This window comes from Streptomyces sp. NBC_00286 (genome assembly GCF_036173125.1).
GTDB lineage: Bacteria > Actinomycetota > Actinomycetes > Streptomycetales > Streptomycetaceae > Streptomyces.
Map to the genome: position 1 here is coordinate 8,797,699 of NZ_CP108054.1, position 11,895 is coordinate 8,809,593.

The following is an 11,895-nucleotide window of genomic DNA, read 5'->3' on the forward strand; positions in this document are numbered from 1 at the left end:
TCTCTCTTGAGCTGCCGCCGACCTCGTGCGGCCCGGATCGACCGCGTACGGCCGCCTCCGCCATCGCCCGGGTGCCGAATGACGCACGTCCCCCTGCGCCCGGCCGCCCGCGGGCCTACGCTCACCCCGTGCTCCGTATCACCGACGCCCGAACCGGGCAGCCCGCCGACGCCGCCCCCGCCCGCCGCGGCCTGACCCGCGTCGAGGCCCATGTACCGCGCGCCGACACCACCGGCCTGCGCGTCCTCCTGGTCGCCGACATCCTCGTACGCGCCCTGGAACTCAACGGGACGCCCGTCTGGACGGTGCTGACCGCCCCGGAGGAACATACGGAACTCCGGGAACGCGCCTCGGCCCTCGGCATCCGCCCGTTCGAGGACCACCGGGCCGGCGAACCGGCGCTGGGCGAGGCACAGGTGCTCCATGTGGTCGCGGCTTCGGAAGGCCCGGACGGCGACGAGGACGACGAGGTGCCGGACGGCGTACGCGTCGAGGTCGCCGCCGTGCACGACGAGTTCCCGGCCGATGACGCGAGCGGCCCGGCGCATGAGGGCAGCGTGGAGGGCAACCCCTCGGCCCTGCGCCTCGCCCTGCTCGCGCGGCCCCGCAGCGAACCCCTCCGGCTCGGACCGGCCGCCCTGGCCGACGCCGAGAAGGTCCTCAGCCACTGGCGGGGTTCCGTCGCCACCTGGGCCACGCATCCCTCCGGTCCCATCCCCGATCCCGTACGCCAGCAGCTGCGCGCCGCCTGGGAGGACGACCTGGACGTGCCCGCCGTACTCGACGTACTGCGCCGAGTGGCGACCTCCCAGACCGTGCCCGACGGTGCCCGCTTCGAGACGTACGCCTACGCCGACCGTCTCCTCGGCCTCGAACTCACCCGTGACATCGGCCGCGGGACCCCGTCGTGAACGCGCCCGCCGGAGCGCCCCCGAGACGCCGCCTGGTCATCCTGCGGCACGCAAAATCGGCCTGGCCGGACGGTGTCGCCGACCACGAACGACCGCTCGCACCGCGTGGCCGCCGCGACGCCCCGGCCGCCGGACGCGCCCTCGTCGGTGCCGACCTGCGGCCGGACCTGGCGCTCTGCTCGACCGCCGTACGCGCCCGCCAGACCTGGGAACTGGCCGCGGCGGAATGGGCCACACCTCCTCCCGTACGCCACGATCCACGGCTGTACGTGGCCGACGTACCCGAGTTGCTGGCAACGGTGCACGAAGTGGCCGACGAGGTCAGGACGTTGCTGCTGATCGGGCACAACCCCGGGCTCGAGGAACTGGTGCTCACCCTGGCCGGAGACAGCCTCGACGACGCGCTGGACGAGGTCCGCACGAAGTTCCCGACGTCGGCGATCGCGGTCCTCACCTGGTACGGCGACACCTGGCGCTCCCTCGGCCCCGGCATGGCCCTCCTCACCGACATGAAGGTTCCGCGCGGCAAGAAGGAGCCGGACAAGAAAACGCGGGACAAGAAGGGCTGACGTTCGCGGCGGGTGGCTCGACGGGACGCACGCGCGCGTGCGGAACGTTTTCGGGTGCGGCCCCTTCACGTGCGGCGCATACGCTGGCCCGATGCAGGACGAGTACCGCACGGTGGCCCGCGCAGGCGTGCACGAGACCGAAGTCAACCGCTCCCGCTTCCTGTGCGCGCTCGCCCCGGCGGCCACCGAACAGGAGGCCCAGGAGTTCATCGCGGCCGTCCGCAAGGAGCACGCGGACGCCACGCACAACTGCTACGCGTACGTCATCGGCACCGACGCCTCCGTACAGAAGGCGAGCGACGACGGCGAACCGGGCGGCACGGCAGGCGTCCCGATGCTCCAGATGCTGCTGCGCCGCGACCTGCGGTACGTCGTAGCCGTCGTCACCCGCTACTACGGCGGCGTCAAGCTCGGCGCGGGCGGCCTCATCCGGGCGTACGGGGGAGCGGTGGGCGAGGCCCTGGACGCCGTCGGCACCCTCACACGTAAACGTTTCCGTCTCGCCACCGTCACCGTCGACCACCAGCGGGCCGGCAAGGTGCAGAACGACCTGCGCTCGACAGGCCGTGAGATACGCGACGTCCGCTACGGAGAGGCCGTCACCCTCGAAATCGCCCTCCCGGACGCGGACGTGGAGACGTTCCGGGCCTGGCTGGCCGACGCCACGGCGGGGACGGCGGGGTTCGAGCTGGGGGGAGAGGCGTACGGGGACGCCTGATACGGAAGGCTGATACGGGTTCCTGATACGGACTTCTGATGGGGACGGCACCGTGGTCGTCAGAAGGGGCCGATACGGCAGTAGCCGCCCGTGATGTCCGACCCGGCCGTTAGTCTCGGGGATCATGAGGCTGCTGCACACTTCCGACTGGCATCTCGGCCGGGCGTTCCACCGGGTCAACATGCTCGACGCCCAGGCCGAGTTCATCGGTCACCTGGTCACGACCGTGCGCGAGCGCGGAGTGGACGCGGTGGTCGTGTCGGGGGACGTGTACGACCGGGCGGTGCCGCCGCTGGCAGCGGTCGAGCTCTTCGACGACGCCCTGCACCGGCTGGCCGACCTGGGTGTGCCGACGGTGATGATCTCCGGGAACCATGACTCGGCGCGCCGGTTGGGGGTTGGGGCCGGGCTGATCGACCGCGCGGGCATCCATCTGCGGACCGAACCCTCGGCGTGCGGTACGCCCGTGGTGCTGGCCGACGACCACGGCGATGTGGCCTTCTACGGGCTGCCGTATCTCGAACCCGCCCTGGTGAAGGACGAGTTCGGGGTGGAGAAGCCCGGTCATGAGGCGGTGCTCGCGGCGGCTATGGAGCGGGTCCGCGCCGACCTCGCCACGCGCGCGCCGGGCACCCGTTCCGTCGTCCTCGCGCATGCCTTCGTCACCGGGGGAGAGGCCAGCGACAGCGAGCGGGACATCACGGTGGGCGGGGTCGCGGCCGTACCGGCCGGGGTCTTCGACGGGGTCGACTACGCGGCGCTCGGTCATCTGCACGGCAGTCAGACCATCACGGAGCGCGTGCGCTACTCCGGCTCCCCGTTGCCGTACTCCTTCTCGGAGGCCGAGCATCGCAAGAGCATGTGGCTGGTCGACATGGGGGCGGATGGTTCGCTCGCCGCCGAGCGGATCGACTGTCCCGTACCGCGCGCTCTCGCCCGTATCCGGGGGGAGTTGGAGGACCTGCTGGCCGATCCGGAGTTGGCGCGCCACGAGGAGGCGTGGGTCGAGGCGACCCTCACAGACTCGGTACGGCCCGCCGACCCGATGGCACGGCTCTGCGAGCGCTTCCCGCACACGCTCAGCCTTGTCTTCGATCCCGAGCGGGCCCCGGACGACCCGGACGTCTCGTACGCCCGGCGACTGGCGGGGCGCAGCGACCAGGAGATCGCGGAGGACTTCGTGGCGCATGTGCGCGGAGCGGGGCCCGACGCGCGCGAACAGGCCGTGCTTCGGGACGCGTTCGACGCGGTGCGCGCCGACGAGGCCGTCCACGAGGTGGCCCGATGAGGCTGCACCGGCTGTACATCACCGCGTTCGGGCCCTTCGGCGGGGCCCAGTCGGTCGACTTCGACGGGCTGTCGGCCGCCGGGCTCTTCCTGCTGCACGGGCCGACCGGCGCGGGCAAGACCTCGGTGCTGGACGCGGTCTGCTACGCCCTGTACGGGTCGGTGCCGGGCGCCCGGCAGAGCGGCCAGGGGATGACCCTGCGCAGCGACCACGCCGCGCCCGGCACCCGTACCGAGATCCGGCTCGAACTCACCGTCGCCGGACGGCGGTTGGAGATCACCCGGCAGCCGCCCTGGGAGCGCGCCAAGAAGGGCAACCGGCCGGGCACGACCGTCGACAAGGCCCAGAGCTGGCTGCGTGAGTACGACGCGTCGGCGGGCTCCTGGAAGGATCTCAGCCGCTCGCATCAGGAGATCGGTGAGGAGATCACGCAGCTGCTCGGCATGAGCCGTGAACAGTTCTGCCAGGTCGTGCTGCTGCCCCAGGGCGATTTCGCGCGCTTCCTGCGAGCCGACGCCGAGGCCCGTGGCAAGCTCCTCGGCCGCCTCTTCGACACCCGCCGGTTCGCGGCCGTCGAACAGCGCCTGGCCGAGCTGCGGCGCGCCGCGGAGGCCCAAGTACGCGAAGGGGACGCGGAGTTGCTCGCTGACGCGCACCGCATGCAGCAGGCCGCCGGGGACATCGTGGAGCTGCCGCTGCCCGATATGGCCCCCGGAGACCCTGGCCTGGCCGAGTCCGTACTGTCCTGGGCCGCGATCGCCCGCAGCACGGCACGCGAACGCTTCACCGTGGCGCACTGCGCGCAGAAAGCCGCCGAGTCGGGGCAGTCGGACGCGGACCGTGTTCTCGATGATGTACGCGAAGTGGCGCGGCTGCAGCGGCGGTTCGCCGAGGCGCGGGAGCGGGCCGCGCGCCTGGAGGAGCGCTCCGATGCGCACCGGGAGGCGCGGGTGCGGATGGAGCGGGGCCGCAAGGCTGACGCCGTGGCGCCCGCGCTGGCCCTGCGCGACGCCGCGGAGGCCGAGCACCGGCGGGCGGCGGCCGACGAGACACGCGCGCGTGCGCTGCTCCCGGAGACCTTCGCCGACGCCGGCGCCAGTGGCCTCGCGGCTGCCGCGCGCAAGGCCGCCGAGGAGCTGGGCGGCCTGGAGTCGGCCCGCCGAGCCGAGCACCGGCTGGCCGAACTCGCCACCGAACGCGAGGCGTTGGACCGCCAAGAGCGCGCCGACGAGGACGTGTTCCAGGACGCGGAGAGCTGGCTCGCCTCCTGGGAGACGACACGTGCCGGGCTCCAGGCCCGTATCGAATCCGCGCAGGAGGCCGCCACCCGCGCCGAGCAACTCGCCGTCCAGCGCGAACCCGCCCGGGTACGGCTGGAGGCGGCACGGCTGCGCGACCAGCTCGCCGGCGACACGGACGACGCCCAGGCGCGCGTGCTCGCCGCGCGCGAGCGCGCCGCTGACGCCCGCGCCCACTGGCTCGACCTCAAGGAACAGCGACTGAAGGGCATCGCCGCGGAACTCGCCGCCGCCCTCGTGGACGGTGAACCCTGCGCCGTCTGCGGCGGCACCGAACACCCGGCCCCCGCCCGCAAGATCGCCGGGCACGTGGACCAACAGGCGGAAGAATCCGCGCTCGTCGCCTACCAGGAGGCCGACGAGCAACGCGCCGAGGCCGAGCGGCGACTCGGCGTCGTACGCGAGGCGCTGGCCGCGGCGACCGCCGAGGCGGGCGACACGCCCACCGAGCAACTCGCCGAGCAAGCCGAGGAGTTGGCGCGGCAACACGCCGAGGCACGCGCCGCCGCCTCCGGTCTGCACGCGGCGGGTGAGGCGCTGCGGCAGGCCGAGCGCGAGCACGAGCGGCGGCTCGCCGCCCACCAGGAAGCCGCGCTGCGTGCCGCCTCACGTGCCGCGCGCCGGGAGACGCTCGACCGCGAAGGGGCTGGGCTGGCGGAGGAGTTGGCGCAGGCCCGGGGCGGCGCGGGCAGCGTGTCCGCGCGGGCCGCACAACTGGAGCGGCAGGCCGCGCAGCTCACCGAGGCCGCGGACGCCGCGCGCCTCGCGGCGGACACCGCGCAGCGGCTCAAGGACGCCGACGCGCGACTCGCCGACGCGGCCTTCCGCGCCGGGTTCGACACGCCGCAGGCCGCGGCAGGCGCGCTCCTCGACGACACGGCCCACCGCGAACTCCAACGGCGGCTCGACGCCTGGCAACAGGAGGAGGCGGCCGTACGGGCCGTTCTCGCCGAGGCGGACACCGCGGAGGCCGCCCAGCAGCCGCCCGCCGATCTCGCCGCCGCAGAACAGTCCGCCGCCGACGCCGCCCGCCGGGCCCGCGAGGCCGCCTCCGCCCGCGACGCCGCCGCCCGGCGCTGCACGGAACTCGACCGACTCACCCACCGGGCCACCGCGTCCGTGCGCCGACTCGGCCCGCTGCGCGAGGAGTACGACCGTGTGGCCCGCCTCGCCACCCTCGCGGCGGGCACCTCCGCGGACAACGAACGCAAGATGCGCCTGGAGTCCTACGTCCTCGCCGCCCGCCTTGAACAGGTCGCCGCCGCCGCGACCGCACGCCTGCAGCGCATGTCCTCCGGCCGCTACACCCTCGTCCACTCCGACGATCGCGCGGGGCGTGGTCGCAGCGGCCTCGGACTGCACGTCGTCGACGCCTGGACCGGCCGCGAACGCGACACGGCGACACTGTCCGGCGGCGAGACGTTCTTCGCCTCCCTCGCCCTGGCGCTGGGGCTCGCGGACGTCGTCACCGACGAGGCGGGAGGCGTACGCCTCGACACGCTCTTCATCGACGAGGGCTTCGGCAGCCTCGACGACCAGACGCTCGACGAGGTGCTTGATGTCCTCGATTCGCTGAGGGAGCGGGACCGAAGCGTCGGCATCGTCAGTCACGTACCGGATCTGCGGCGTCGCATTCATGCCCAACTGGAGGTGGTGAAGGGGCGGTCGGGGTCGGTTGTGCGGCAGCGGGGGCAGTGAGCGATGCGGAGGTCGGGGTCAGTGACCGATACCGATGGGGCGTCGGGGCAGCGGTGACGAGTACACGACGCTCGTGGTTACCGAGCCGAGCGTGGCGATTTTGCCCGACACCTCCTCCAGGTGGCTCATGGAGCGCACGGCGACCTTGATGACGAAGCAGTCGTCGCCCGTTACGTGATGCGCCTCCAGGATCTCGGGCGTCGCGGCGACGAGGTCGTGGAACGGCTTGTAGTTCGCGGTCGGGTAGCGCAGCCGCACGAATGCCATGATCGGCAGGCCCAGCCTCTCCGGGTCCACGACCGCCGCGTACCCCTGGATGACGCCGGCCTCCTCCAGTCGGCGCACCCGTTCGGTGACCGCGCTCGCGGACATGGAGACGGCGCGCGCCAGCTCGGCGAAGCTGGCCCGGCCTTCGCGTTGGAGGACCTCGAGAATGCGCCAGTCGGTGGCGTCCGGGGAATACGCGGTCATGGCTGAGGAATAGCAGAGGAATTCCCGGCTGACCATGGGTGAGACCGTGGATCGCCTCTTCAGGAGGGCGGATTACCGGCCGTAGATTCCTGGGGACGAACCTCGACGGAAGGCCACACCGTGACCAAGACCGTGCCTGGAACGGCGACTTCGATTGTGACCGCGACCGGCAACACCACAACCACCGCCGCCGTGAACCCCGTTCTACGCGTGCCCCCGGCGTCCCCCGCCGCGGCCGCCGCTCACTTCGGGGCGAGCCTTGCCTTCCACGCTGACGTGTCCGACGTCGCCGCCGGGCTCGCGGCCGACGGCGACCCCTGCTTCGTGGTCCTCGACTCCCGCTCCACCGAGTCCTGGGACCAGGGTCATGTGCCCGGTGCGATCCATCTGCCCACCGCCCTCATCCCGGAGCAGGCCGAGCAACTCCTCGACAAGTCCGCGCCGGTCGTCACCTACTGCTGGGGCCCCGGCTGCAACGGCGCGACCCGCGCCGCGCTCGCCCTCGCCCAACTCGGCTTCCAGGTCAAGGAGATGCTCGGTGGCTTTGAGTACTGGGTGCGCGAGGGCTTCGAGTTCGAGAGCTGGGAGGGGCGTGAGCGGCGTACGCCCGATGGGTTGACGGTGCCGGTCGATGCGGCGGACTGCGGTTGCTGAGTTCTTGTGGCCCATGTGGCCCTTGTGGCGCGTGCGTGACGCACCGATTTACGTGTCACGTGGTGCGTGTAGCTTCTGCCGCATGGTGAGTCACGCGGAGCAGGGTGCGATCGAGTGGGTGGAGTCGGGCGGTGGGCCCCTCATTGCGATTCCGGAGGTGGTGTTGCCGTTCTGGACGGGGGCGGACGGCGTCGAATTGGCTTCCGACTACGACCGGGCCTGTGACGTGGACGGTTACATCGGGCTGCTTCCGGTCGGCAACGCCACGGCCCTCGTTCTCGGTGACGATCCTGCCTCGACCGCCTATCTGCCCGAGTACGGGACCTTCGTACGGTGGTGCGCCGCGGAGTCGGAGGGGCAGTTGCTGGCCGGTGTTCCGGCGGCCCTTGACGGGGCGGTGTGGCAGCGGGAGGTGCACTGGGACGTCCCGGGAGCGGTGGTTCTGTTCGACGCGGCTTGGGCCGGCGACTCTGCCGAGAAGGCGGGGCATGTGCGGGTCGCGTTGGAGGCGGGGCGGTACTCGGTCCGGGCGGCGTATGTGGAGCCCGGGCCGGAGACGTGGCTGGGACTTGTCCAGCTGCGGCGGATCGCCAGCTGACTGTCCGGGGGGTTGGGCGGGGCGCCTACCGGGAGGGTGGGTTCTGTTCATGGGCGGCTGCTGCGCCGTCGTGGCTGGTCGCGCCCACGCGGGGTGCCTCCGGCGGTTGGGCGGCTGCGGGTTGAGTGTGGCTGGTCGCGCAGTTCCCCGCGCCCCTGGGTGGTCGGTGGGTGCGGGGCCGCGGTCCGGTGCGTCAGCCCGTCGCCAACGGGGCATACGGCCCCTTGCTGATACAGGGTTCTGGGATGCCCAGACCGAAGCTAAGCGACGCGCATAGGACGCACCGGCCCACGTCCCCTCCCGCCGGTGGGAGGGTGCGGGTAGTTGGGGTGCTGGCCGCGGAAAAATCATGTGCGGGCCAGGTGCTTGCCCCGCCATCATGGTTCGCTATGCCTCAACTCCCGCATCCCACCGCCGAATCGCTGCGTCGCGAACCCTTGCCCCTGCGCGGACGTACCGCCCTCGTCACCGGTGCCAGCAGACGTGGGGGCATCGGTTATGCCGTGGCTCGGCGGCTTGCCGCGTATGGAGCGAGTTTGTATCTGCATCACCATGTGCCGCACGACGCTGCCATGCCCTGGGGTGCCGATCGGCCCGAGGAGGTGGCCGAAGGTGTGCGCGACGTGCTCGGGGACCCGGAGGCGCAGGTCGTGGACGGTCCGGGGGACTTGTCCGATCCGGCCGTGCCCGCCGAACTGGTCGCGCGGGCCGCGGACGCGCTTGGTGGACGTATCGACATCCTTGTCGCCAACCATGCGCTGAGCGGCTCCGACGGGAGCCTCGATGAGATCGACGCCGCGATGCTCGACGCGCACTGGGCCGTCGACACGCGCTCGGTGATCCTCCTCGTCCAGGCGTACGCCCGGTTGCGGGCTGCGTTGCCGCCGCGTACGCCGGGCGGGCGGATCGTGATGATGACCTCTGGGCAGGACATCGCGAGCGGCATGCCGGGCGAGATCGCGTACGCCCTTCAGAAGGGCGCCCTCGCTTCGATCACCCGGTCCCTGGCGACCACTCTCGCCGAGCACGCGGTCACGGTGAACACCGTCAACCCGGGCCCCGTGGACACGGATTACATGACCGGCGACGCCTATGCGGCTATCGCCGCCATGTTCCCGGCCGGTCGGTGGGGCATGCCCGACGACCCCGCCCGCCTCATCTCCTGGCTCGCCACCGATGAGGCGGAATGGCTCACCGGACAAGTCATCGACTCGGAGGGCGGGTTCCGGCGCTGAGCGATCCGCCAGAAATGTGGTTCGAGGCCGCGGGTCCGTCGTGGCCGATCGCCTCACGCGGCCGAGCGGCACACTGGCTCAGCCCCGCGCCCCCAAAGGGGCGCGGTAGCCGCACCGGACTTCGCGGCGTCCCCTCAGCGATGATCAGAGCTGGGACAACTCGTCCACCAGATCGTCCAACCCCAGCGACCCCTGCGACAGCGCCGCCATGTGCCAGGCCTTGGCGTCGAAGGCGGCGCCGTGGCGGCGGCGGGCGTTCTCGCGGCCCAACAGCCAGGCGCGTTCGCCGAGTTTGTAGCCGATGGCCTGGCCGGGGATGGTCAGGTAGCGGGTCAGTTCGCTCGCCACGTAGTCCCCAGGGCGGCTGCTGTGCGCGCCGAAGAATTCCTCGGCCAGCTCTGGAGTCCAGCGTTCGCCCGGGCGGAAGGGCGAGTCGGCCGGAATCTCCAGCTCCAGGTGCATGCCGATGTCGACGATGACGCGTGTCGCGCGCATCATCTGGGCGTCCAGATAGCCGAGCCGCTGCTCGGCGTCCGTGAGGAAGCCGAGCTCGTCCATGAGCCGCTCCGCGTACAGCGCCCAGCCCTCGCAGTTGGCGCTCACGCCGCCGATCGTCGCCTGGTAGCGGGAGAGGTTCCCGGCCACGTGCGCCCACTGCGCCAGCTGGAGGTGATGGCCGGGGACGCCCTCGTGGTACCAGGTGGAGACCAGGTCGTACACCGGGAAGCGGGTCTGCCCCATCGTCGGCAGCCAGGTGCAGCCGGGGCGGGAGAAGTCCTCTGACGGCGGCGTGTAGTACGGGGCCGCCGCGCTGCCCGGCGGGGCGATGCGGGACTCCACCTTCCGTACCCGCTCGGCGAGTTCGAAGTGTGTGCCGTCGAGGGCCTCTATCGCCTGGTCCATCAGACCCTGCAGCCAGTCGCGTACCTCGTCGACGCCCTCGATGTGCCGGCCGTGCTCGTCGAGGTGCGCGAGCGCCACCCACGGCGTCTCGGCGCCGGGGAGGATCTTCTCCGCCTCTTCCTTCATCTCGGCGAGCAGCCGGTGGTACTCGGCCCAGCCGTACGCGTACGCCTCGTCGAGGTCGAGATCAGTACCGTTGAAATAGCGCGACCAGCGCGCGTACCGCTCGCGGCCCACCGTGTTCGGTGCGCCCTCGATCGTGGGCGCGTACACCTCGCGCATCCAGTCGCGCAGTTCGACCACGGCCGCGGTCGCCGAGCGGGCGGCCTCGTCCAGTTCCGTACGCAGGGAATCGGGACCCGCCGACGCGAAGTCCTCGAACCAGCCGCGGCCCGAACCGTCCGTGTCCGACCACTCGTTGAGCTGGCCCATGAAGGTCGCGGTGGGGCGGGGAGCGGCGTACAGCTTGCGCTCCAGGCCGAGGGCGAGGGATGCGCGGTAGCCGGCCAGTGCGGTCGGCACCGCGCGCAGCCGCTGAGCGATCGCGGACCAGTCCTCGTCCGTCTCGGCCGGCGTCACGGTGAACACCTCGCGCACCGAGTGCGCGACCGTGGCCAGGTTGCCGACGGACCGCAGCCCCTCGTCGGCCTCGTGCACGGCGAGTTCGGCGGTCAGCCGCTCGCGCAGCAGACGTCCGCAGCGGCGCTCGATGTCACTGTCCGCACCCGGCTGCCGCTCCGCCTCGTCGAGCTTCGCGAGGGTCGCCCGCGCCAGCTCGGCGACTGCCTCCTGACCGGCGGGCGAAAGGTCGGGCAACCTGCTGGAACTCTCCTTCACGCCGAGATACGTACCGGTGACCGGGTCGAGGGCGATGAGATCGTCGACGTACGCGTCGGCGACCTCGCGGGGCAGCGGGCTCTTCGTCTGTGACATGCGGACATCCTCATACGAGGAGGCCGTGCGCGTCAGCCCGATATACGGGCAGGCCATGCGGGTCTGGCCGATATACGGGCGGCGGCCGTGCGGTCAGCCCGTCTCCGCGCCGGTCGTGCGCGGGGTGGGCGGCAGCAGCGGCCCGCACTCCCACTGCTGGAAGATCAACCGGGTCTCGACGCGGGCCACTTCGCGCCGCGAGGTGAACTCGTCGATGACCAGGCGCTGCAGATCCGCCATGTCCGCCACCGCGACATGGACGAGATAGTCGTCGGGGCCGGTGAGATGGAAGACGGTACGGGACTCCGGCAACGCCCGGATCCGCTCCACGAACGGCCCCACCAACTCCCGCCGATGCGGCCTGACCTGCACGGACAGCAGAGCCTCAAGCCCCCGCCCCAGCTTGGCCGGATCGAGCCGCAGCTGATGCCCCAGGATGACGCCCGCGCGGCGCAGCCGCGTCACCCGGTCCAGACAGGTCGAGGGCGCGACACCGACCTGAGCGGCGAGGTCGCGGTAGGTGGCCCGTGCGTCGTTCTGCAGCAGCCGCAGAAGATGGAGGTCCACCGGATCCAGTACGACGGATTCGGCCATTGCCCGAACGTAGCACGGGATTTTG

11 protein-coding genes are annotated in these 11,895 nt (G+C 71.8%); 8 read left to right on the forward strand and 3 right to left on the reverse strand.

From position 1 onward, the window contains the following. Positions 1-128: 128 nt before the first annotated feature. The 5 genes from OHT21_RS39790 (at position 129) to OHT21_RS39810 (ending at position 6,482) form a co-directional block, all read left to right on the forward strand. A complete protein-coding gene (locus OHT21_RS39790) occupies positions 129-911 on the forward strand; it encodes a hypothetical protein (protein ID WP_328773098.1) in 783 nt (260 codons plus the stop codon). Beyond that, positions 908-1,480 (forward strand): SixA phosphatase family protein, encoded by a 573-nt coding sequence (locus OHT21_RS39795; protein WP_328773099.1) that lies wholly within the window; start codon positions 908-910, stop codon positions 1,478-1,480. The genes OHT21_RS39790 and OHT21_RS39795 overlap by 4 nt, the downstream gene beginning before the upstream one ends. A gap of 91 nt (positions 1,481-1,571) precedes the next feature. Next, positions 1,572-2,198: a YigZ family protein gene (locus OHT21_RS39800; RefSeq protein ID WP_328773100.1), complete on the forward strand. Its 627-nt coding sequence runs from the start codon at positions 1,572-1,574 to the stop codon at positions 2,196-2,198. 124 nt (positions 2,199-2,322) lie between these two features. After that, complete coding sequence (locus OHT21_RS39805; RefSeq protein ID WP_328773101.1) at positions 2,323-3,486, forward strand: exonuclease SbcCD subunit D; 1,164 nt, start codon at positions 2,323-2,325, stop codon at positions 3,484-3,486. Next, positions 3,483-6,482: an SMC family ATPase gene (locus OHT21_RS39810; protein WP_328773102.1), complete on the forward strand. Its 3,000-nt coding sequence runs from the start codon at positions 3,483-3,485 to the stop codon at positions 6,480-6,482. The genes OHT21_RS39805 and OHT21_RS39810 overlap by 4 nt, the downstream gene beginning before the upstream one ends. Positions 6,483-6,500: 18 nt before the next feature. On the opposite strand, the gene OHT21_RS39815 is transcribed toward OHT21_RS39810, so the two are convergent. Continuing rightward, the gene (locus tag OHT21_RS39815; protein WP_328773103.1) at positions 6,501-6,953 is read right to left on the reverse strand and encodes an Lrp/AsnC family transcriptional regulator; all 453 of its coding nucleotides are present in this window, start codon (positions 6,951-6,953) and stop codon (positions 6,501-6,503) included. Between the two features lie 156 nt (positions 6,954-7,109). On the opposite strand from OHT21_RS39815, the gene OHT21_RS39820 reads away from it, so the two are divergent. From OHT21_RS39820 to OHT21_RS39830, 3 genes are all read left to right on the forward strand, one after another. After that, entirely contained in the window at positions 7,110-7,607 is a 498-nt protein-coding gene (locus OHT21_RS39820) for a rhodanese-like domain-containing protein (protein WP_328774402.1), read from the forward strand. Positions 7,608-7,689: 82 nt separating this feature from the next. After that, positions 7,690-8,205, forward strand: a complete 516-nt coding sequence (locus tag OHT21_RS39825; protein WP_328773104.1) for an immunity 21 family protein — start codon at positions 7,690-7,692, stop codon at positions 8,203-8,205. Positions 8,206-8,594: 389 nt separating this feature from the next. Next, positions 8,595-9,440 carry an SDR family oxidoreductase gene (locus tag OHT21_RS39830; protein ID WP_328773105.1) on the forward strand — a complete coding sequence of 282 codons (846 nt, stop codon included), beginning with the start codon at positions 8,595-8,597 and terminating at the stop codon, positions 9,438-9,440. A gap of 144 nt (positions 9,441-9,584) precedes the next feature. Here OHT21_RS39830 and OHT21_RS39835 read toward each other — a convergent pair whose 3' ends face one another. Further along, a complete protein-coding gene (locus OHT21_RS39835) occupies positions 9,585-11,276 on the reverse strand; it encodes a DUF885 domain-containing protein (RefSeq protein WP_328773106.1) in 1,692 nt (563 codons plus the stop codon). 93 nt (positions 11,277-11,369) lie between these two features. Continuing rightward, positions 11,370-11,870: an Lrp/AsnC family transcriptional regulator gene (locus tag OHT21_RS39840; protein WP_328773107.1), complete on the reverse strand. Its 501-nt coding sequence runs from the start codon at positions 11,868-11,870 to the stop codon at positions 11,370-11,372. Between the last annotated feature and the right edge of the window lie 25 nt (positions 11,871-11,895).

Coding starts and splice junctions, on each gene's coding strand:
- OHT21_RS39800 (WP_328773100.1), top strand. CDS start 1,572: ATGCAGGACGAGTACCGCACGGTGGCCCGCGCAGGCGTGCACGAGACC.
- OHT21_RS39805 (WP_328773101.1), top strand. CDS start 2,323: ATGAGGCTGCTGCACACTTCCGACTGGCATCTCGGCCGGGCGTTCCAC.
- OHT21_RS39810 (WP_328773102.1), top strand. CDS start 3,483: ATGAGGCTGCACCGGCTGTACATCACCGCGTTCGGGCCCTTCGGCGGG.
- OHT21_RS39815 (WP_328773103.1), bottom strand. CDS start 6,953: ATGACCGCGTATTCCCCGGACGCCACCGACTGGCGCATTCTCGAGGTC.
- OHT21_RS39825 (WP_328773104.1), top strand. CDS start 7,690: ATGGTGAGTCACGCGGAGCAGGGTGCGATCGAGTGGGTGGAGTCGGGC.
- OHT21_RS39830 (WP_328773105.1), top strand. CDS start 8,595: ATGCCTCAACTCCCGCATCCCACCGCCGAATCGCTGCGTCGCGAACCC.
- OHT21_RS39835 (WP_328773106.1), bottom strand. CDS start 11,276: ATGTCACAGACGAAGAGCCCGCTGCCCCGCGAGGTCGCCGACGCGTAC.
- OHT21_RS39840 (WP_328773107.1), bottom strand. CDS start 11,870: ATGGCCGAATCCGTCGTACTGGATCCGGTGGACCTCCATCTTCTGCGG.